At 40.5% G+C, this 21,931-nt stretch carries 18 protein-coding genes; all 18 read left to right on the forward strand.

Annotated features, from left to right (window positions below; translation table 11 throughout):
• The coding region (locus OS145_RS13490; protein WP_006954956.1) for a polysaccharide biosynthesis tyrosine autokinase at positions 1–1,131 on the forward strand (1,131 nt) is incomplete at its 5' end.
• Between the two features lie 92 nt (positions 1,132–1,223).
• A complete protein-coding gene (gene tviB / locus OS145_RS04220; RefSeq protein WP_006954957.1) occupies positions 1,224–2,498 on the forward strand; it encodes a Vi polysaccharide biosynthesis UDP-N-acetylglucosamine C-6 dehydrogenase TviB in 1,275 nt (424 codons plus the stop codon).
• Positions 2,499–2,545: 47 nt separating this feature from the next.
• A complete protein-coding gene (locus OS145_RS04225; RefSeq protein ID WP_006954958.1) occupies positions 2,546–3,583 on the forward strand; it encodes an NAD-dependent epimerase/dehydratase family protein in 1,038 nt (345 codons plus the stop codon).
• 29 nt (positions 3,584–3,612) lie between these two features.
• Positions 3,613–4,899: a lipopolysaccharide biosynthesis protein gene (locus OS145_RS04230; protein ID WP_165477442.1), complete on the forward strand. Its 1,287-nt coding sequence runs from the start codon at positions 3,613–3,615 to the stop codon at positions 4,897–4,899.
• Between the two features lie 285 nt (positions 4,900–5,184).
• Positions 5,185–5,424: a serine O-acetyltransferase gene (locus OS145_RS13385; protein WP_165477443.1), complete on the forward strand. Its 240-nt coding sequence runs from the start codon at positions 5,185–5,187 to the stop codon at positions 5,422–5,424.
• A gap of 48 nt (positions 5,425–5,472) precedes the next feature.
• The gene (locus OS145_RS04240) at positions 5,473–6,726 is read left to right on the forward strand and encodes a UDP-N-acetylglucosamine 1-carboxyvinyltransferase (RefSeq protein WP_006954961.1); all 1,254 of its coding nucleotides are present in this window, start codon (positions 5,473–5,475) and stop codon (positions 6,724–6,726) included.
• The gene (gene murB, locus OS145_RS04245) at positions 6,714–7,673 is read left to right on the forward strand and encodes a UDP-N-acetylmuramate dehydrogenase (RefSeq protein WP_006954962.1); all 960 of its coding nucleotides are present in this window, start codon (positions 6,714–6,716) and stop codon (positions 7,671–7,673) included. Before OS145_RS04240 ends, murB begins: the two co-directional genes overlap by 13 nt.
• Before the next feature lie 491 nt (positions 7,674–8,164).
• A complete protein-coding gene (locus OS145_RS04250; protein WP_006954963.1) occupies positions 8,165–9,013 on the forward strand; it encodes a glycosyltransferase family 2 protein in 849 nt (282 codons plus the stop codon).
• A complete protein-coding gene (locus OS145_RS04255) occupies positions 9,013–9,540 on the forward strand; it encodes an acyltransferase (RefSeq protein WP_006954964.1) in 528 nt (175 codons plus the stop codon). The genes OS145_RS04250 and OS145_RS04255 overlap by 1 nt, the downstream gene beginning before the upstream one ends.
• Position 9,541: 1 nt before the next feature.
• A complete protein-coding gene (wzy, locus tag OS145_RS04260) occupies positions 9,542–10,963 on the forward strand; it encodes an O-antigen polysaccharide polymerase Wzy (protein WP_006954965.1) in 1,422 nt (473 codons plus the stop codon).
• A 31-nt stretch (positions 10,964–10,994) separates the two neighbouring features.
• A complete protein-coding gene (locus OS145_RS04265; protein WP_006954966.1) occupies positions 10,995–12,086 on the forward strand; it encodes a glycosyltransferase family 4 protein in 1,092 nt (363 codons plus the stop codon).
• Position 12,087: 1 nt separating this feature from the next.
• The gene (locus OS145_RS04270; protein ID WP_006954967.1) at positions 12,088–13,227 is read left to right on the forward strand and encodes a glycosyltransferase family 4 protein; all 1,140 of its coding nucleotides are present in this window, start codon (positions 12,088–12,090) and stop codon (positions 13,225–13,227) included.
• Positions 13,224–13,736, forward strand: coding sequence for an acyltransferase (locus OS145_RS13635; RefSeq protein ID WP_006954968.1), 513 nt, complete (start codon positions 13,224–13,226; stop codon positions 13,734–13,736). The genes OS145_RS04270 and OS145_RS13635 overlap by 4 nt, the downstream gene beginning before the upstream one ends.
• Before the next feature lie 1,190 nt (positions 13,737–14,926).
• Positions 14,927–17,074, forward strand: coding sequence for a bi-domain-containing oxidoreductase (locus OS145_RS04280; RefSeq protein WP_006954969.1), 2,148 nt, complete (start codon positions 14,927–14,929; stop codon positions 17,072–17,074).
• A gap of 213 nt (positions 17,075–17,287) precedes the next feature.
• Entirely contained in the window at positions 17,288–18,340 is a 1,053-nt protein-coding gene (locus OS145_RS04285; protein ID WP_006954970.1) for an NAD-dependent epimerase, read from the forward strand.
• Between the two features lie 21 nt (positions 18,341–18,361).
• On the forward strand, positions 18,362–19,528 hold the full coding sequence (locus OS145_RS04290; RefSeq protein ID WP_006954972.1) for a nucleotide sugar dehydrogenase: 1,167 nt from the start codon (positions 18,362–18,364) through the stop codon (positions 19,526–19,528).
• Between the two features lie 44 nt (positions 19,529–19,572).
• Positions 19,573–20,778: a UDP-N-acetyl-D-mannosamine dehydrogenase gene (gene wecC, locus OS145_RS04295; RefSeq protein ID WP_006954974.1), complete on the forward strand. Its 1,206-nt coding sequence runs from the start codon at positions 19,573–19,575 to the stop codon at positions 20,776–20,778.
• A gap of 9 nt (positions 20,779–20,787) precedes the next feature.
• On the forward strand, positions 20,788–21,924 hold the full coding sequence (gene wecB / locus OS145_RS04300; RefSeq protein WP_006954976.1) for a non-hydrolyzing UDP-N-acetylglucosamine 2-epimerase: 1,137 nt from the start codon (positions 20,788–20,790) through the stop codon (positions 21,922–21,924).
• Positions 21,925–21,931 lie beyond the last annotated feature (7 nt).

Here is a 21,931-nt window from a genome sequence, read left to right on the forward strand (position 1 = left end):
CTACAAAACGAGAAGAAGGCACTCACCGAACAAATCAACGAGCTGCCCGAGACCCAACAAGAGGTACTGCGCTTAACTCGGGATGTTGAGGTGAACCAACAAATTTACCTGCAGTTGCTGAACCGCATGCAAGAGTTGAATGTGATGAAAGCGGGAACGGTAGGTAATGTTAGAATTTTAGATGAGGCCGTAGTTCAACCTGGTGTAGTCGAGCCGCAGAAAAAATTGATCGTATTGGCTGCAACTGTCTTCGGCTTTCTCATTTCAGTTGGTATTGTCGCGCTGAAGATTGTTTTCCATAGAGGAGTAGAGAATCCAGACGAGCTTGAGGAAGTAGGTATAAACGTCTACGCCAGTGTGCCTAAGTCGGATGTGCAGCTAAAACTTGAGGAACAAATTGCACGACAACGCAAAGGCCGTAGCAGTAAATCGGTGCCCAGCTATGTGCCGCTACTGGCAGTCGCCGAGCCGACCGATTTAGCGGTTGAAGCCTTGCGCGGCTTACGCACCAGCCTGCATTTTGCCATGCTCGAGGCGAAGAACAATATTTTAATGATCTCGGGCCCGAGCCCCGGGGTGGGTAAATCATTTATTACCGCGAACCTAGCCGTAGTATTGGCACAGTCTGGTAAAAAAGTGGTGGTGATTGATGTCGACTTACGTCGCGGGTATCTCCATGCGCTATTACACTCCGGTAATGAGGACGGGCTTTCTGACTATTTAGCCGGTGAAATCACTACCGAGCAGCTTATTAAAGGCACTGAGGTAGAGGGGCTGGATGCCATTAACCGTGGCACGGCACCGCCGAACCCGTCTGAGTTGCTCATGCATGAGCGATTTAAAAACCTACTCGACGAACTAAGTGCCAAGTATGATTACGTGCTCTGTGATACGCCACCGATTCTAGCAGTCACCGATGCAGCCATTGTTGGTCGCTACACGGGAACAAATCTACTGGTTACCGGCTTTGCACAAAACCCCGTAAAAGAAGTAGAGGCGACGATAAGCCGTTTTGACCAGAACGGTGTAACGATAAAAGGCACTATATTGAATAAAGTAGTTCGCAAAGCGAGTAGTTACTATAACTATGGTTATGGATATGGTTACTCATATAAGTCTATGACAGATTAGCTTTCCGTGAACTATTATCTTACTGTAAAAATCGCTGAATCGGGTATAGAATTCCGAACGTATTCTAAATTTCGTAATGTTGAGACTGGCACATGATATCGAATCAACTAAAAATCGCAGTAGTCGGACTAGGCTATGTCGGATTACCGCTCGCCGTGGAGTTTGGTAAAAAGTACGACACATTAGGCTTTGATATTAATAGCAAGCGAGTTGCGGAGCTCCAAGGTGGCACAGACCATACCAAGGAAGTGGAGCCAGAAGAACTAAAAAAGGCAGAACAACTAAAGTACAGTGCCGATGTAGTGGATCTTGACGAGGCAAACGTTTACATTGTCACAGTACCCACTCCGATAAATAAGTTTAAACAACCCGATCTAACCCCGTTAATTAAAGCGTCTGAGACCATTGGTCAGACGTTGAAAAAGGGCGACACGGTGATCTACGAATCAACGGTATACCCGGGGGCTACCGAGGAAGACTGTGTTCCTGTATTAGAACGGGTTTCAGGCTTAACCTTTAATCAAGACTTTTTTGTCGGCTATAGCCCGGAAAGGATCAACCCAGGTGATAAAGAACACCGCGTAACGACCATATTAAAAGTAACCTCCGGTTCAAATCCAGAAACCGCAGAATTTGTAGATGCCTTATACCGTTCGGTTATTACTGCCGGTACCCACAAAGCGGAAAATATAAAAGTCGCTGAGGCGGCGAAGGTTATCGAAAATACACAACGTGATGTGAACATTGCGTTGATAAACGAACTTGCCATGATTTTTAGCCGCATGGGAATCGATACTGAGGCGGTGTTAAAAGCCGCTGGCACCAAATGGAATTTTTTACCATTTAGACCAGGTCTTGTTGGCGGTCATTGCATCGGTGTTGATCCGTATTACTTAACGCATAAGGCGGAGTCCATCGGTTATCACCCAGAGATGATTCTCGCCGGTCGACGTATTAATGACAACATGAGTCGCTACGTAGCATCGGAGTTTGTAAAAGCACTTCTGCAAAAGGGGATTACTGTTAAGGGTGCGAATGTATTGCTTATGGGGTTAACCTTTAAAGAGAATTGCCCAGACATACGCAATACCAAAGTGGTTGATATCATCGACGAGCTCAAGCAGTACGGCGTTAATGTAGACGTTTATGATCCGTGGGTTAATAAGCAAGAAGCATTACATGAATATGGCGTTGAAGTGATCGAGCAACCAAACCAAGCGTCGTACGAAGGGGTTATCGTTGCAGTGGCTCATAACGAGTTTAAAACACTTGGAATAGATGGCATTCGGGCGTTAGCGATGCCGACTCATGTAATCTACGACCTGAAGTACATTATTGACGCTAACTCCGTCGATATCCGTCTGTAAAGAGTTCTCACACATCAATTGTTAAAATCACCGAGGGAAGTTACCTTATGTCACGGTACGAAGAAGTTAAGACACAACTTAAGTCTGAACCTAAGATTTGGTTAGTAACAGGCGTAGCGGGTTTTATTGGCTCAAACTTACTCGAAACCCTTCTAAAACTTAATCAAAAGGTAGTCGGGTTAGATAACTTCTCTACGGGATTTCAGCATAATTTAGACGAGGTTCAGTCACTGGTTACGGAAGAGCAGTGGGCAAATTTCGAGTTCGTTGAAGGCGATATTTGCGATCTCGAGACGTGCCGAAGCGTGATGACAACGGACAAAGGGCAAAAGATAAATTACGTTCTTCATCAAGCAGCACTGGGATCGGTACCGCGGTCCATCAACGATCCCATCACTAGCAACAAAAGTAATATCGACGGCTTTTTGAATATGCTAGTCGCTGCGAAAGATGCAGAAGTCGATAGCTTTACTTATGCAGCCAGCAGCTCGACCTACGGCGATCATCCTGCCTTACCAAAAGTCGAAGAAAATATAGGAAATCCGCTGTCACCCTATGCGGTAACGAAGTATGTAAATGAGCTATACGCCAGTGTGTTTGCAAAAGTATATGGCTTTAAAACGATTGGCCTACGCTATTTTAACGTATTCGGTCCTCGGCAAAATCCTGATGGCGCTTATGCAGCAGTTATTCCTAAATGGACTGCGGCTATGATTAAAAACGAAGAAGTGTCTATTAATGGTGATGGCGAAACCAGCCGTGACTTCTCTTACGTTGAGAATGCAATTCAACTAAATGTTTTAGCTGCCACCAGTGACGATTCAGTTAAGGATGAAATCTATAACATGGCTTTAGGAGACAGGACGACTCTAAACCAACTGTTTCGGAGTATAAAGTTGTCTCTCGAAAAATATGGTATAGCCTATAGTCGCGAACCTTTGTTTGAAAATTTTCGAAGAGGTGATGTGAAACACTCTCAGGCGGAAATACAAAAATCAAAACAAATGCTGTCTTACGAACCCCAGGTAAGGGTTGATAGAGGCATAGAGAAAACCTCACTTTGGTATATAGCGAAATCTAACTGAGGCAATCTGATAAGGCTATGTTCTCTGAAGTGCAAAAGAAGATTTCAATAGACAATGCTAAGAAAGTCCAAAAGAATATTTTGACACTTATAAGTGGCAATCTTGGCGCGAGGGCCTTAGGGTTCATATTTCTCCCTCTAATTACGCGAGTCTATTCCCCAGAGGATTTCGGCGTTTTTTCTCTCTTTACAGCCGTTTTATCGATATTACTTCCGATTGCCACGCTAAAATACGAAGTTACGGTACTTATTCCGAAAAGCAGTCGGCTAGCATTTAACCAACTCGTAGTTTCTGTACTCTTGACAATGGTAATGACCTTAATAGTCGCAGTTATATTGCTTCTATTCCGTGATTCTATTTTTAGGCTATTTGATTTAGAGCCTTTATTAGATTTTTGGTGGTTGCTGCCGTTAGGAATATTCACTGCTAGTTCATACTCTATTTTATCGATGTGGGGAACACGTCTTCAAAACTTTAAAATATTAGCTATAACTAGTGTCTACCAATCATTTATAGGTGGTGCTAGCAAGTTAATTCTAGCGTATTTATTAGTAAATCCTCTTGGCCTTTTAGTTGGGCATGTTATGCAACAGGGAGGAGGGATATATAAGCTAAAAAACAAGTTTTGGCCGGATTTTAAATGCCAATTCACTAAACTTAGGTTAAACCGAATTTGGTTTGGTGTTAAGCTTTTTAGAAATGTTCCTTTAACTAGGTTTCCATCGCAGTTAATTTTAGTGTTAACGTCTAACAGTCCTATTCTATACTCATCAGTTGCTTATGAATCCGAAGTGACAGGGTTTATTGGTTTAGCATTTACCACTTTAGCACTTCCTATGGCTCTCGTGGGTCAATCCGTGGGTAAAGCTTATTTCTCAGAAATAGCTAAGATTGGCCGCAAAAATATTGTTTCAATTGGTAAAGTAACCAAATTTATAGTCAAAAGACTTTTTATAATAGCTATCATACCAACGTTAGTTTTAATCTTTTTCGGACCTTTTCTGTTTTCGATTACGTTTGGTAGTAAATGGGCAATGTCGGGAGAATATGTAAGCATTCTTGCTTGGATGTTAATATTTCAATTCATAACTGCACCAATTATAAATCTTTTCACGGTGTTGAATAAGCATCAGGTGTTTTTGTATCTGAATTTACTACGCCTTTGTATAGTTGCTACTGTTTTTACCACTAGTTTTAGTTTGAAGTTTTCTCCAATCTCTTGGTTAACGCTATATTCAGTTGGGCTTTCAGCACACTACTGCTTTCTTGGGCTGTATGTATACTGGACCCTAAAATCTCAAAAATCGAAAGGTTGATAAAAAGAGAAGATTAAAATGAAGATTGTAGTTAGGATTATACGGAAGATCTACTTTTGGATTTTTTATCCAATACAAAGCCCACAATTAAAGCTACGTTGGAAGCTTCGGTTACTTAGCAAGGCTCAGAGGTTATCTAGCAAAAGACTAGCATGGATTGTTTGTAATAGAATACAAGCTACAACCGGATGCCACTTATCGCCACAACTTAAAATTCCCAGTACTGTCGCATTTCCCCATCCTACTGGAATCGTGATAGGCGGAGGGGTTTGTCTTGGGGAAAGAGTGAAAATTTTCCAAAATGTTACTTTAGGCGGGGCAAGAATAGGTGATGCAAAAGAAAGTAAATACCCTGAGATTGGAGAAGGAACCGTTATTTTTGCAGGGGCGGTAATAGTTGGCAAAATTAAAGTCGGCTCAAACTGTATTGTCGGCGCTAACTCTGTTGTTACTAGAGACCTTCCTAACAATTGCGTTGCCGTTGGGGCGCCAGCTAGAATTATTGAGGGTGGAGCTGAAAAATAGCCAAGGCACGTTAAACACATTTACGTAAACATAAAAAAAGTGAAAAATATGAATAAGCTTGAAATTAAGCCAAGTAGATTAAATGGAGTTGTTAAGGTAGACGGGGCTAAGAACTCTGCACTTAGATTGTTGGCTGCATCTATATTAACAGAGCAGCAAATAGTACTCACTAATTACCCCTCGAAGTTATTAGACACCCAGATTCATGTTGGCATGTTAGAAATGCTTGGTAAAGAATGTAACTTAACTTCAAGTAACTCTATACAAATAAGAGAACAAGGTCGCATTCAGACAAAACTTGAGTGGCAGGAACGCTCAATAAGAAACACTTTACTAATTCTTGGAGCGTTAGTTACAAGGTTTGGCGAAGGTGCGGTTCCGCTTCCTGGCGGATGTAAGCTAGGGGAAAGAAAATACGACATCCACGTCTCAGTTTTAAACGCCTTGGGAGCGGAAGTTTGGGAGGACGAGACATACCTATACGCAAAAGCAAAACAGCGCCTGAAAGGCTCTGACATCAAGTTGCCGCTTAGATCAACCGGGGCAACTGAAAATGCGATAATTACCGCAACGCTTGCATCTGGCACAACAAGAATATGGAATCCCCATGTACGCCCCGAGATACTAGATTTAATATCCATGCTAAGAAAAATGGGGGCTAAAATACGGGTGCACGGTCAAGAGCACATAGAGGTCTGCGGCGTCGGCTCACTTAGCGGCTGTGAGCATAGCGTAATTCCGGATAGCATGGAAGCCATTACTTGGCTAACTGCTGCGGTAACTAGTGATGGAGACGTCGAGATAGAAAACTTTCCAACGAAAGATTTAGAGGTTGTTCTCGCACATGTGAAGGCTGCCGGGGCACGTATATTCGAAGGCGAGAGCTCCGTAATCGTGAGAGGCGGACGCTGCTACCCTATTGAAATTAGCACTGGTCCACATCCAGGAATAAATTCGGATGTGCAACCGCTACTTGCTGCTTGGGCAACGAAAGCAAACGGTCAATCAAAAATAATTGATTTGAGGTTTCCAGGGCGTTACGGATACGCAGAAGAGATGGCTAAAATGGGTCTGAAATATCGAGTTGAGGGCGACCTTTTAGTAATAGATGGTGGGGCGTCATCAATGGTTGGAAGCGAAGTAAAAGCACTTGATTTGCGCGCTGGGGCTGCATTAGCTATTTGCGGACTGTTTGCTGAAGGAAAGACAGTTATAACTGACGCATGGCAAATATCGAGAGGCTATGTCGATTTCGTAGAGAAAGTACAAAGATTAGGAGGACATGCGACTTGGATAGAATAGTTACAAAAGACATGGTGCAATATGTTGAGTCAATCTGTCCGAATACGACGTTTGTTGATGAAGAATTATCAAAAATAAGCCGGTGGAAGACTGGCGGTAACGCTGATCTTATAATAAAACCCAAGAGTTTAAAAAATCTTTCAAATCTTGTAGCGGGTTTCAAAAAGCAACAAGTAGAATATATTATAATAGGTGAAACTAGCAACTTACTATTCGATGATAAAGGACTTCGAGTTCCGTGCATTCAAATTGATAGTGCCTTTAATAATATAAAACTTACGTCTACAGGAGTGATAGTTGAAAGCGGATATTGGGTTCCGAAGCTCTCACGATTTCTTATGCTAAATAACTTTACTGGCGCTGAGCATATATGTGGTATCCCCGGCACAATTGGCGGATTAGTCTATATGAACGGCGGAAGTATGAGACGCTCTATCGGTGACAATGTAATCAAGGTTACAAGCCTTACTAAGAATGGCGATATAGTTACTAGAAGCAAGAGTGAGTGCTTTTTTAACTATCGTGAATCTATTTTCCAAAATATATCTGAAATAATCGTTGAAGTAGAGTTTGAGTTCGACAAGATAGACGATAGAGCAGAAGTGCGGAGAAAAATGCTTCATATACTAAAGGATAGACGAAATAAATTTCCGAGAAAGCTTCCTAACTGCGGTTCGGTATTTAAAAGTAACCCCAAAATGTATGAAAAGTATGGCCCGCCAGGAAAGGTAATTGAAGACTTATGCTTTAAGGGGTTTTCGATTGGAAACTCAAGAGTCTCAGAACAACATGCAAACTTCATTACTCACAATGGAAAGGGCAAGTCCTCAGAAATTCGAGACTTGATTCGCTTGGTACATGTAACTGCATTTGAAAAACTAGGTCTAAAAATGGATATTGAAGTTTCCAGCTTGGATGAGTATGGTAGAAAAATCAATTTTGTTTGACTGTTTTTAATTTTTTCTCGGTAATGAATGAACAGTTACAAAGAATTTTTAACCAGGCTAATTCAAATTGAGTATGACTAGCATCAAATAAATATATTCTATTCCCCAAATTAATCGGATTATCTAAATTCAGGATTAATAGCCTACAATTTTTTAGTTGGGCTTTCATGTAGCAGTTAGATAATATGACCAGAAAAATGTTGGGGATTATAACAAAAACAAACTCACCTCTAGAATTTCTATTAAGAGTAGCAGAATGTTACTTGACAATTTTAGCTTAAATCTATTAATTGACTAAAGTGGCTTTATAAGACTTTAGGTACGACTGCCGGATAAAACTTCAAATTAAACTGTCTAAATTCAACTAGGTTTTGGTTGTAAAACGATAGAACAAAGAATTCCTAACCAAACCAGCAAGAAAGGATATTTTAAGTTTAAGTTAAAAGATTTTGAAATCGTTATTTTTAGAAAACCGATTAAGGAATAAAGCTTTGAAAGAAAGTACAAAGGTTACGGTAATATCAGTTTTTCATAATAGGAAAGATAACGTTGCTGAATCGGTAAGCAGCCTACTAAGCCAAACAATTTCTAACTATGCGATTGTATTAGTCGACGATGCTTCGACGGATGAGACATTTTTAGAACTAGAGAAAGTAACAAGTGGTTATGACAATGTAAGACTCATTAGAAATAACACCAACATCGGTTTTACTAACTCGTTAATTAAAACAATTAACGAAGTCAATTCTGATTATGTAGCAATCCATGGGGCAGGGGATATTTCTTTGCCAGAAAGGTTAAAAATGCAATCTGAATTTCTGGATTCAAATTGTGGCGTAGGTCTATGTTCAACGTCGATTACAAATGGTAATACAAGAAAAAAAATAACGGGGTTTGTAACATTAAATGATTTGTTAAAAAAAAATCAAATAACACATGGTTCTGTTATGTTCAGACGCGACCTGTACGAAAAGGTTGGTGGTTATAGATCCTTTTTCACGATGAGACAAGATAAGGACTTGTGGTTTAGACTATTGAGTATTTCGGAGGCTTATATTTTGCCTGACTGTTTATATACATTGAGAAAAATAAAAAACTCAGTATCCTCATCGGCAAGTAAAAATATTTTAAGTGTAAAGTTAAGCTGCTTTGCTACACAACTGGCAAGAGAACGCGCTAAAAGTGGCGTTGATAATTTGGAAAAGCATGGTGAACGAGCCGGTCTCTTCTGTAAAAAGAGATATTGCTATATGCAGATCTTTCGGTTGATGCATCATGCTGTGGTTAGAGCAAATTTAAAAGCGTTTTTTGACTACATTAGAATGCTGGGAAAAATATAATGATCAAGCATATGGTTTTAAGGGCATTAAATTTTTTTCTAAAAAAAGTAATGTCTCGAGAAAAATATGCCAGGCGTTTAGGAGTTACTATCGGAGCCAACTGTAACATAGCAACTCTTGAATTTGGCAGTGAACCTTACTTAATTACAATTGGAAATCGAGTACAAGTTACAAATAATGTTAAATTCATAACACATACCGGAGGATGGGTTTTTAGATCACGGAACCCAAAGTTCGATGCGTTTGGTAAGATACTGATTCACGACAACGTATATATAGGCAATAATTCAATTATACTTCCCGGAGTTGAGATTGGTCAAAATGTTATAGTGGGGGCGGGTTCGGTAGTAACCAAGTCGATTCCTCAGAATTCTGTCGTTGGCGGAAATCCAGCTAGAATAATTACTTCTGTAGACGAACTCGAAACTCGAATGCGTCGATATGATTTATCGACTAAACTTTTATCTCCTCAGGAAAAAAGACGGTATTTGTTACAATTGAGCGACGAACAATTTATTAGGAAGTGAAATGATATCTATTCCTGTCTATATCGCGTTGGCTACTGCCTTTAGTATTTTTTACAGCATTTCCAATCTTGATTTGGATAAGGCAACAGCATTATTAATAATTTTAGTCGCATTTTTTTGTTCTTTATCATACTTTAAAAGTTTATTATTTAAGAAAAATAGTAAAGGAGTAATAATAAATGCATCATTTATTTTTTTACTCTCTTATTTTATTGTTCATTTTCAATTTGCAATCGATTATTTGATTGGTTTTAAGGACCTTTCAAATTTGAGATTGTGGACTAGCCCCCAAATAGCTCTCAAAGCATTAATTCTATCTATTATTGGCTTGTTATCATTTTTGATTGGTTTTAAAATTATTAAACCTAGAACATACAATCAAGAAAAAAAACTGTCTCAAGTCGACACTAGACTTCTTTTAATTGGCTTTGCTATATTCTTCATACTATATTTTTTCACTGTGGATCGAAGTTATTTAGCCGGTAATTACGGTTCAGTTAGATTAAGTTCTGGCGCAGCGTATTCAGTCCTATTGCTAAAATGTTTCGCGTTCGCATTTCTAATACAAACAACAAGAAATGACATCAAGATAGGTGAAACTTATAGAAGCTTTTTTCGTTTTTTTATTAGTAAAGGATGGATTTTCAACGGCATAGCGTTTTTATACTTGTTATCAGTAATTGTTAGTGGAGATCGCGGACCTATAATCTATTGGTTAGCGGCGTATTACGCGAATTATATGTTTGTCGCTGAGAATAAGAGCGCAAAAGTCTTCGAATCTTTAGCGCTAATTTTAGTTGGCGTTACTGTCATTTGGGGGCTTGGACACGTCAGAAGTGTTGGTGGCGAGCTTTCTTTCATTGAAAAGGTAAAAGCGAGCGTGAGCACTGAAAGTAGGTTTGAGTCAAAGTCTATTGTGCCGATAACGCAAGATCTGGCTAGTTCGATTCGTACGGTCACGATGGCGATTGATGCGGTTCCAAACGAATATGACTACTTTTTGGGAAGATTACAGTTTCAGCAAGCAATAAGTATTATTCCATTCGTTTCGTCTTTTGATAGCGTTATATTCGACGATAATTCCTATCAATACGGTGGTTCTAGTCGCTTTTTAACTTGGCTGGAACAAGGGGATAATCGATATTCTGGTGTGGGGAGTTCGGCAGTTGCAGATTTTTATTTGGATTTCGGATTATTGGGTGTAGTAGTCGGACTTTTCGTAATAGGTTCAATTATGCGAAAAGTCGACTTTGTTTTGAATTCAAATTCTCCGCCATCTTACTTTTGGCACGTTACGGCGGTGTGTCTATTTAGTGTTGCTATCTACATCCCTCGCTCAACTTTCTTAATTGAATTCAAGTTAGTTGTATGGGTTTTTGTAATTCTTATTTTAAATAGGACGTTGATAAAATCACTTCGTTAGTTTATTAACTGAGCCCTTTAGGATCTTTTGAATGAAAGATTTAAATAATAAGTCAAAAAAGAAGGTTACACTGATTATTCCAACGCTTTTAGCTGGAGGCGCCGAGAGGGTAATAAGTGAAATAGCAAATGAACTAGCTAAAAATTATCAGGTTTCCGTTGAGTTAGTTGTGCTAGTGAATGAACCTAATTTTTATGACATCAATGAAAAAGTTGTTGTAAGACAGCTGGATTTTAAGACGAATAAGCGCGGTTTTAGTAAGTTCAAAGAGATTTTTAAAGTTTTATTTAGACTTCGAAGTGTCCTTAGAAATAATAATACTGACTCTATCGTTAGTTTCATGGACAAAACCAATTTAATAGTTTTGATTTCAACTTTAGGTTTGAAAAGCAACGTCTTCATTTCTGATAGATCAAATCCTTTTAGACCTCGACCGTTAGTTGTTCGTTTCCTTAAAAAGGCTATATATCCAAGTGCTAAGGGTATCATTGCACAAACGAAGCGTTCGGCATTAGCGATCCAAAATGAAACGGGCCATGGGAATGTAAGTATTATCCCAAATCCTGTTAGAAAATTCGAATCTAAAGAAAATCTAACTAAAAGTAAGGTGATAATTAGTATAGGTCGGCTTGTCCCAGAGAAGGGGCACAAGTATCTTTTGAGAGCTTTCTCTAAACTAAGTGCTACTGGCTGGAAGTTAATAATTTTAGGAGATGGCCCCCTTAAGGAGAGCCTTTTCAAAGAAGCGAGAGATTTGGGGCTTGATCCTAGCAGCATTTTTTTGGGAGTTCATAAAGACGTAGATAATTGGGTGAGGAGCTCGTCAATTTTCGTACTTCCTTCAATATCAGAAGGGTTTCCGAATGCGTTGTTAGAGGCAATGGTGTTAGGGACTGCTTGTATTAGTTTTAATTGTGATGTCGGACCGAGCGATATAATAAAACACCGCCAAAACGGTTTACTGGTAGATACGGGTGACGTCGAGGAATTAAGTAAAAGCATGCAGTTACTAATTAAAGATGAGGAGTACCGATCATTCCTTGCAGAAAACGCGTTACAGTCAGTTTCTCGTTTTAATATTAATAAAATAGTCGAAGAGTATCGCAAGTTTATATTGGACTGATATGAAAATATTATTGAATTTATTTGCAGTGAGTTCTGGAGGAGGTCAGCAGGTTGCATTAAACTTGCTGCGGAGTTTATCACTCGACTCCAGGAACCACAATTGGTATATCTTGGTTTCTGAGGGCAGTGAGTTGGAAAAAGTTGCATCAGAACTTTTTCCTAGTGATAGCCTGTGTGTTTATGGCTATTCATATTTTAATCGTCTATTGGTTATTCCAAAAATCAGGAAATTAATTCGTTTACATAATATAGGGTTAGTATATAACTTTGGTCCTTGTATACCTTTTATAAGATGTAAGCAAGTCGTACGTACTGTGTACAGCAATTTATATTACCCAGAGGTTGATTTTTGGAAAGATTATTCTTTTAGGAAAAGATGTGTAAAAAAGATAATTGACTTTTTTAGACTTAGAGGAACCTTGTCGGCCGATGCTTTAATATTCGAAAATGAGGATATGCTCTATCGTGCTAGTCGGCTACATGACTATCCATCAGAACGAGCGACTTATGTTGCGCCAAGCGTTACTCAGTTTGAACAAAGCTGGACCGATTCACGTTTTGAACAAGACGGTTCCGATGAAAGTTACAAAATACTATACCTTTCTTCTTGGCACTTAAATAAGCAAATACATATTCTTCCAGCAGTGGCTAGTAAATTGAAATCTAAGGGTGTTAAAGTCAAGTTTTTGCTGTCCCTTTCTGATGACTCAACCGAAGTTGAGAGATTTTTAACACCTAAAATAGAATATTACAAAGTCAATGATTATTTTAAATTTTTAGGAAAAGTTGAGGCTAAATACGTACATCAGGTGGTAAAAGGAGCTGATGCGATGATTTTGCTGAGCAAACTCGAGTGTTTTTCTAGCAATGTTATAGAAGCGTTTTTCTTTGGTAAACCTCTAATAATTTCTGATGAGGCGTGGGCAAGGAGTGCGTGTGACGATGCAGCTCTTTTTGTCGACAGAGATTCAGTTGAATCTATTGGTAAAGCCGTTGAGTCTCTAAATAGCGATATTGAATTGCAAGAGGACCTAAAAAGGCGGGGAAAAGCTAGATTATCGTCTTTTAACTCACCGGAGGAGAAGGTCGATGCTCAAATTGAGTTTTTAGAGAGATTTTTTTCTGAGAGTGCAAAATGAAAAACTTCTTGGTTTGTACATACGAGCTTGTAATGTCTTTAGTATTTCTTCTTCCTAGGCACCGTGTATTTGGCATATTAAAGGCCTTATTTATACGTTCTTTAGGGGGAAGTGTTGGGAGGCGAGTCACCTTATATCCCGGGATCAAGATAAACCCATGCAAAGGAATTTGTCTTGGAGATGACGTAGATTTGGCGTGGGGAGTTATTGTAACTACTACGGGGGGAGTAGAAATTGGCGCTCGAACCCTTGTGGGTTATGGAACTGTAATATCATCAGCGAATCATAAAATACCGGAAGGTCTGGGACAAATTTTTAACGCAGGACATGTAGCTAGACCTGTTGCAATTGGTGCTGATGTTTGGATTGGGGCAAATTGTGTTATTACAGCTGGAGTAACTATAGGGGAAGGAGCTGTGATCGCTGCGGGCAGCGTAGTAACGAAAGATGTAGAGGCTTTTACAATTGTTGGTGGAGTTCCAGCAAAGTTTATTAAAACAAGAGTTTAGGATGGCAACTCCCAGACTTTGCCTAATACTTTTATCAGTACAACGACAGTGAAACTGAAGTTGATTTTGAGTAAAGCGGCGTTAGTGTAGCAGGTATATAAATACTATATAAATACGAAGTAAGGCTAATGCGTGTTAATAAGGGTCTGTGTATTTTAAAGGAAGTCGTAAAGTATTTCGCAGGTGAGTCTCGGTGAATTACATGACCATCAGTACACATCGAAATCAGCTTGTTGTTTCCGCCATGTTCAGGATGTTGAAACTAAACCGTAGTGTTAGTTAAAAATTTTAGCTATCGAGCAATATAGGAGTCGCTATTTGTAAAGCGTTGCGCGTCATAGCACTATTCCGAATAAACTACATACAGAACTTCGAAAAAAGACGACCTCACTATTCAGGCGATGGCCAATAGCTGCCTATACTGATGGTCTATGATTTACCGGGGGCTATAAATTCTTGCAATTAACACATTGGGGAAATAACTAAATCGACTCCCGTTGCTGACTAGTTATACCTAAAACGGACCCAATCAGGTCTTTAGCGTGGACATCACTTATTGCCCCTCAAACGCCGAAAGCGTTTTCTGATACAAGTACTTAATATTCTATTTTTATAGCCGCAAAACTGATTGTTAGGAAGTCCTTTAAGCTCAGATCACAGGTGGTCAAACTGGGCATTTCGATATCCGATAGCCGGCCGCGAATGAGTTACGATACTATGTAATCAGATTAGTTGTTCCGTACTGTAAAATATCGTTCAAAATGATCACGTAACGGACATAATTTACTTAGCTATGTTTGTTACTAGAGGATGTGACCCCTTAAAATTTGCAATGAACAGCATCTACACAGCGATATTGCACTTGTTAGACTAGCCAGCATGTTTCGGAAGATAATGCGATAATGGCAGTATGTGTCTGATTATATTAATATAAAAAACGCAATCGCTCGGTGCGTTTGTCAGGCCATATTGGAGACTGGACACCTGTTGGTGAGGTTGCGTTGAATTCTTCAAACGTCAAGTAAATCAAGCGTAATACTGCAGTTGCTTAGAACAGATTTTTTGGGACAACTCGGTGTAAAAAAAACCATAGTGTATGTCTAAAATAATTCACGTAATATTTCGTCAGTCTTTGTTAGGCAGAAGGCTGATTTGATGTAGTCGCGATTTGATACAAAGAGAATAATTTTATGAAACAGGTATTGCAGGATCTATCTAGTGGAGCAACGATTCTAACTGAGGCTCCTAAGCCGTCCATATCAAGAAACTGTATATTAGTTAACTCTAAGGTCTCACTTATATCGGCTGGAACTGAGAGAAGTTTAGTAGCGTTCGGAAAAGGTTCACTAATTAAGAAGGCCAAACAGCAGCCAGACAAAGTAAAAATGGTTTTAGAAAAGCTAAGAACAGATGGTTTCGCTGCAACGTTCGATGCTGTCGCATCGAAATTATCGCAACCGCTTCAATTGGGCTACTGCAATGTAGGTGAAGTTGCTGAAACGACTGCAGGTTCCAATTTCAACGTTGGAGATAGAGTCGTTTCTAATGGTCCGCACGCAGATATTATTCGAGTCGCTGAAAATTTGTGTGCGAAAATACCAGATAATGTGTCAAATGAACAAGCGGCATTTACGGTAGTCGGAAGTATTGGCCTTCAAGGTATTCGCTTGGTTAAGCCTACTTTAGGTGAGTCGATTGTAGTGACTGGAGTAGGTTTAATCGGTCTCTTAGTCGTTCAGCTTCTGAGAGCTAATGGGTGTAGAGTGCTAGCAATTGATTTTGATGATACTAAGCTTGCTTTAGCTAGGGAGTTTGGCGCGCATACTTGTAATCCCAGTAGAGGCGAAGAGCCAATCGATTTTGGCCTCTCCTTTAGCAATGGACGAGGCGTGGACGCAGTGATTGTCACTGCTTCTACTCAGTCTTCAGATCCTATTACACAAGCTGCTCGAATGAGTAGGAAAAGAGGGCGTATCGTTCTGGTGGGAGTAACAGGCTTAGAGTTGAATCGAGCCGACTTTTACGAAAAAGAGCTAACATTTCAAGTTTCTTGCTCGTACGGACCAGGTCGCTATGATCCCCTTTACGAAGAAAAAGGCCAAGATTATCCATTAGGTTTCGTTAGATGGACCGAACAACGTAATTTTGAAGCGATCCTGGACATGATGTCATCTGGTTATTTAAATGTAGAGCCGCTTATTTCCCATCGTTACGCATTTTTAAACGCTGAGAAAGCCTATGAGACCCTTAATAATGATGAACGAGTCTTAGGTATACTACTTACATATGATCATGCTTTAGAGGAACGACATAAGCGCACTGTAAAATTAATTGACAAAGTCAGTTATGATGCTAAAGACCCAGTAGTAGGCTTTATAGGAGCAGGGAACTATGCTTCTAGGAGTTTAATTCCAGCTTTTAAACTTGCGAATGCAAGTCTATATTCTGTCGCAACCTCAAGCGGTATAAATGGAGTTATTCATGGTAAAAAAGCAGGCTTTAAAGAAACGACCACGGATACTGATGGATTAATTCAAAGTAATAAAATAAATACAGTTGCGATAGTTACTCGTCATAATAGTCATGCTCAATTTGTGTCGAAAGCTTTAAAAGCTGGAAAGCATACGTTTGTTGAAAAGCCGCTTGCGATAGATATTGATGAGCTTGAAGAGATCGAGTCAGTATATAGAGAAATCGAAAAGCCGCCTTTATTGATGGTAGGCTTTAATCGTAGGTTTTCTCCACATGTAAAAAAGATGAAGTCATTACTGGACTCCGTCAAGCAGCCCAAAACACTTATTTTGACTATGAATGCAGGTCGCATACCGGCTGATCATTGGACTCAAGATATCCGTGTAGGTGGAGGTCGTATAATTGGAGAAGCCTGTCACTTCATTGATTTAGCAAGATTTTTAGTCGACTCAAAGATAGTTTCAGTTCAATCGCGAAGAATAGGGGAAACTCGTAATGGTGATATTGCGGAAGATAAAGCATCCATCATGTTGGGATTCGCAGACGGGTCGCTAGCAACTGTACACTATTTTGCAAATGGTTCGAACAGCTTCCCGAAAGAAAGACTCGAAGTATTCACTGAGGGACGTGTTTTACAGTTAGATAACTTTAGAAAGTTAAAAGGTTATGGCTGGCCTGGGTTCCGTAAAATGAATCTATGGCGTCAAGACAAGGGGCAAAAAGCTTGCGCTAAAGCATTTCTTGATGCGGTTCGTAGCGGCACATTGAGTCCAATTGCTGTAAATGAACTATTCGAGGTTGCGCGAGTGTCAATAGAGGCGGGAGCGCAACTACGCTCTCAACAGACAAACCATATTGGAAACTAAGCCTAACGAAGCTTTTATGCGACTCTGTAATTTCTCGTTTGAATAAACTCTTACACTAACTTGGCTTACTAGAGCTATTTTGTTTGGCTAGGCTGGAAAAATAGCACGCAAAATTTTAATTGAATTCAGTCTTATCAGTACCCCTATAAGTTGAAAGTGATTGAAAATGCTGACTATTGCTTTGAGACTGGATGAACAGGAGACATACTATTTATGAAAGTTTTGGTCACAGGGACTGCCGGCTTCATTGGTCATTTTACGGCACTACGTTTAATTGACATGGGTCATGAAGTGGTAGGGCTGGATAGTATTAATGATTATTATGACATTAACCTCAAGTATGGGCGTCTGAGGGAAGCTGGATTTGATGTTGCGGAAATAAAGCGGCAAAGATTAATAAGGTCAAAAAAACACCCTAAATATCAATTTTGCCAAGCAAAGCTTGAGGAAGGTGATTATTTAAAGTCTTTATTCGAAAGTGAAAACTTTGATGCTGTTTGTAATCTTGCAGCGCAAGCCGGTGTGCGACATTCACTAGAAAAACCCCAAGCGTATGTTGAGTCAAATATTGTCGGCTTCGTGAATATTTTAGAGGCTTGCAGAGATAGTGGAGTTAAAAACTTAAGCTATGCTTCAAGTTCTTCGGTTTATGGTTTAAATGAATCAATGCCCTTTTGCACTTCAGATAGCGTAAATCACCCAGTAAGTCTTTATGCAGCCTCAAAAAAGTCAAATGAATTGTTGGCGCATACATATGCGCATTTATTTGGGATTAGCTGTACAGGGCTACGATTCTTTACGGTTTATGGTCCGTGGGGAAGACCGGATATGGCACCTTACATTTTCACAAAGGCAGCATTTAATGAAGAAACTATCAAAGTTTTCAATCATGGAAAAATGAAACGTGATTTTACTTACATTGATGATATTGTCGATGGGGTAGTTCGAGTAATAGAAAACCCATGTAAGGCTGATAAATCCTGGGATCCGCAATCACCAACTGCATCTACTTCGTCAGCTCCGTACAAGATATATAATATTGGAAATAATGAACCAGTTGAGTTACTTGACTTTATCAATGCAGTTGAGAGTGCCGTCGGAAAGAAAATAAGAAAGGAATATACTCCTATGCAACCCGGCGATGTCGTGGCAACTTATGCGGACGTGTCAGACATGATTACATGTTTGGGTTATAAGCCGTCCACATCAGTTAAGGATGGTATGGTTAAAACTGTAGAGTGGTATCGCAGTTTTTATAACGTATAAAAGTTTTTTTAGAGAAGTATTATGAGAATAGCTGTTGTGGGAATCGGATACGTCGGTTTAGCAAATGCTGCTTTATTAGCTCAACATAATGATGTTATCGCATTTGATCTGATAAAAAGTAAAGTTGATAAAATTAATAGTCGCGAATCTCCAATTGCAGACAGAGAGCTTTCAGAAATTTTGGCCCAAGGAAAGCTCAAGTTAACAGCGACTACCGACGCCATGAAAGCTTATAAGTCTGCAGACTATGTAATAGTTGCGACCCCAACTAATTACGATCCAAAGAGTAATTTTTTCGACACTAGTTCAGTGGAATCGGTTCTAAGTGATGTTCTAGAGATAAATCCCAGTGCTATAGTTGTGATCAAGTCGACCGTTCCGGTTGGATTTACTAAGCTGTTGCGGACTCGGTTTCCAGACTTAAATATTTTCTTTTCTCCAGAGTTTTTACGCGAGGGTAGTGCTTTGCATGATAACCTATACCCCTCGCGAATTATCGTTGGAGGAAAAGGAGAGCAAGCGTCTAAATTCGCTGAGCTACTTGTGCAAGGTGCTAGTAAAAAGGACGTGAACGTATTACTTACGGACTCTACGGAAGCTGAAGCGATAAAGTTATTTGCGAATACTTATTTAGCGATGCGTGTGGCGTATTTTAATGAGCTGGATACTTTTTCACAAACTCACGGTTTGGATGCTAGACAAATTATTGATGGCGTTTGCTTAGACCCCCGCATTGGAGACCATTATAATAACCCTTCGTTTGGCTATGGAGGCTATTGTTTACCAAAAGATACTAAGCAATTGTTAGCCAACTATAATGATGTACCTCAAACGCTGATATCAGCTATTGTAGAGGCAAACCGAACTCGCAAAGATTTTATATCAGAATGTATAATTCGACGGGCACCCAAAGTTGTTGGTGTATATCGCCTAGTAATGAAGCAAGGCTCTGATAACTTTCGAGCATCTGCCGTGCAGGGGGTAATGAAGCGAGTAAAAGCGAAAGGAATTGAGGTTATTATTTATGAACCTTCTTTATCGGAAGTTAAGTTTTTCAACTCACGAGTCATTCGTGATTTAAATGCCTTCAAAGCCGAAGCTGACCTAATTATTTCTAACCGCTTATGTGACAACCTAGAGGATGTTGCACATAAGGTTTTTACACGGGATCTGTTTGGGAATGATTAGCGATATGTACAGAGAATTTTGGTAACTAGAGAATGGAATTTAGAATGTCAAGAAGCATTTGCATACTGGGCCTAGGCTACATAGGCCTGCCGACTGCCGCACTTCTCGCTAACCAAGGCTATAAAGTATTGGGTATTGATGTCTCAGAGGACGTTGTTAATACCGTGAATAATGGCGAAATTCACATCGTTGAGCCGGAGCTTGATGCTTATGTGGCTAAAGCGGTTCAGAATAAGATGTTAACCGCTGCTCTTGAGCCTCAAGAAGCAGACGTGTTTGTCATTGCTGTACCGACACCTTTTCATGAGGGCCACGTCCCTAATATCGATTATGTCGAGTCGGCTACCCGTGCTATTGCTCCGGTCGTTAAAAGTGGCGATATGATTATTCTCGAATCTACGTCACCAGTTGGTACAACAGAACGAGTCGAAGCCGTATTAAAGGAAAGCGGTGTAAACACAGCCGATCTACATATTGCGCACTGTCCTGAGCGAGTGCTCCCGGGGCATATCATGCGTGAGCTCACGGAAAACGACCGCATTGTGGGTGGAATTACCGCCGAAGCGGGGGAGAAGGTCGCTGCGTTTTATCGCACTTTCGTTACGGGCGATGTGCTAGTGACTGACGCACGTACCGCAGAGATGGCTAAGTTGACAGAAAATAGCTTCCGTGATGTTAATATTGCGTTTGCTAATGAACTGTCTATTTTATGCGACAAGTTTAAGATTGACGTTTGGGAGCTCATTCGTTTAGCTAACCGTCACCCTCGTGTCAATATATTGCAACCCGGAACGGGTGTTGGCGGACATTGTATCGCTGTTGATCCTTGGTTTATTGTCCACGCAGGCGGCGAAGATGCCCGCATCATTCGTGCGGCACGTGAAATCAATGATTATAAAACCGAGTGGGTTACTCAACGTGTTGTCGAAGAAGTGGAAAAGTTCAAGGCGACCCATGATAGATTGCCTACTGTTGCGTGTATGGGCTTGGCATTTAAGCCAAACATCGATGACCTTCGCGAATCTCCAGCGCTTGAAGTCTTTCAGGCACTGATTGCAGCGGGCGTTGAGCCGATGGCCGTTGAACCGAATTTAAAGAGTCATAAAAGCATCACCCTAACTGATTATAATCAGGCGGCAACAGAGGCTGATCTCGTTGTGTATTTAGTTGCGCACAACGAGTTTAAAAATCTATCAGTGACTGGAGAAGTACTCGACTTCTGCGGCGTAACCGTTGCAAATAATAAATAGGCTTTACCCATGAAAGTTTTACTCGCATTTGGCACCCGTCCAGAAGCCATTAAAATGGCACCATTAGTTAAAGTGCTTGAAAGTGATCCTGCATTTAACGTTGTTGTTGCCGTTACTGCACAGCATCGAGAAATGCTGGATCAGGTGCTAGAGTTGTTTGAGATAACGCCTGACTACGATTTAAATATTATGAAGTCGGGACAAGACCTTTACGATGTATCCAGCGCAGTGCTTCTCGGCATGCGGGATGTATTAAAAGAGTCACAACCTGACATCGTATTAGTTCACGGTGATACGGCGACAACGTTTGCTGCATCCTTAGCCGCTTTCTATGCGCGTATTCCAGTGGGTCACGTTGAAGCAGGCTTGAGAACCCATGACCTCTATTCACCTTGGCCCGAAGAAGCTAACCGCCAATTAACAGGTCGTATTGCGCAATGGCACTTCGCACCGACGGCAAGAAATCGTCGCGATCTACTCGCCGAGCAAGTCAACGAAAATCAAATTTTAGAAACCGGTAACACCGTCATCGATGCATTGCAGTGGGTTACTCAAAAAATAGAAAGTTCTGATGAGCTTAAAGCGGCTATCAGTGAAAAACTGCAACAAGCGGGCCTTACAACCTCATTGTCTGATAAACGGTATGTGCTCATTACCGGACATCGACGCGAAAACTTTGGCCAAGGCTTTGACAACATCTGCTCAGCTCTTAAGCAACTAGCCGAAAGCTATCCGGATGTTCATTTTGTTTATCCAGTTCATTTGAACCCGAATGTACAGAAGCCCGTTCGTTCGCTACTCGCCGATCTCAGCAACGTTCATCTGATTGAACCACTCGGATATGAACCCTTCGTATGGCTGATGCAAAACTGTCAGTTAGTGCTCACCGATAGCGGTGGCGTTCAAGAAGAAGCGCCGGGTCTGGGTAAACCTGTATTGGTGATGCGCGATACGACAGAGCGCCCAGAAGCGGTTGAAGCTGGCACAGTGAAACTCGTCGGCACCGCGGCTGACACCATCGTTTCGGAAGTCTCACGCTTACTCAGTGACGATGACGCATACGCCGTCATGTCTCGCGCCCATAATCCTTATGGTGATGGGAAGGCGTGTGAGCGTATTGCTAAATTTCTAAAGTCTAAGATGTAAACTGACA

The organism is Idiomarina baltica OS145 (assembly GCF_000152885.1).
Taxonomy (GTDB): domain Bacteria; phylum Pseudomonadota; class Gammaproteobacteria; order Enterobacterales; family Alteromonadaceae; genus Idiomarina; species Idiomarina baltica.

Bases quoted from the DNA above. Each gene is read 5' to 3' on its own strand.
- wzy (WP_006954965.1), top strand. From the start codon at position 9,542: ATGATATCTATTCCTGTCTATATCGCGTTGGCTACTGCCTTTAGTATT.
- wecB (WP_006954976.1), top strand. From the start codon at position 20,788: ATGAAAGTTTTACTCGCATTTGGCACCCGTCCAGAAGCCATTAAAATG.
- OS145_RS13635 (WP_006954968.1), top strand. From the start codon at position 13,224: ATGAAAAACTTCTTGGTTTGTACATACGAGCTTGTAATGTCTTTAGTA.
- OS145_RS04265 (WP_006954966.1), top strand. From the start codon at position 10,995: ATGAAAGATTTAAATAATAAGTCAAAAAAGAAGGTTACACTGATTATT.
- OS145_RS04280 (WP_006954969.1), top strand. From the start codon at position 14,927: ATGAAACAGGTATTGCAGGATCTATCTAGTGGAGCAACGATTCTAACT.
- OS145_RS04290 (WP_006954972.1), top strand. From the start codon at position 18,362: ATGAGAATAGCTGTTGTGGGAATCGGATACGTCGGTTTAGCAAATGCT.
- OS145_RS04225 (WP_006954958.1), top strand. From the start codon at position 2,546: ATGTCACGGTACGAAGAAGTTAAGACACAACTTAAGTCTGAACCTAAG.
- tviB (WP_006954957.1), top strand. From the start codon at position 1,224: ATGATATCGAATCAACTAAAAATCGCAGTAGTCGGACTAGGCTATGTC.
- OS145_RS04285 (WP_006954970.1), top strand. From the start codon at position 17,288: ATGAAAGTTTTGGTCACAGGGACTGCCGGCTTCATTGGTCATTTTACG.
- OS145_RS04255 (WP_006954964.1), top strand. From the start codon at position 9,013: ATGATCAAGCATATGGTTTTAAGGGCATTAAATTTTTTTCTAAAAAAA.
- wecC (WP_006954974.1), top strand. From the start codon at position 19,573: ATGTCAAGAAGCATTTGCATACTGGGCCTAGGCTACATAGGCCTGCCG.
- OS145_RS04240 (WP_006954961.1), top strand. From the start codon at position 5,473: ATGAATAAGCTTGAAATTAAGCCAAGTAGATTAAATGGAGTTGTTAAG.
- OS145_RS04270 (WP_006954967.1), top strand. From the start codon at position 12,088: ATGAAAATATTATTGAATTTATTTGCAGTGAGTTCTGGAGGAGGTCAG.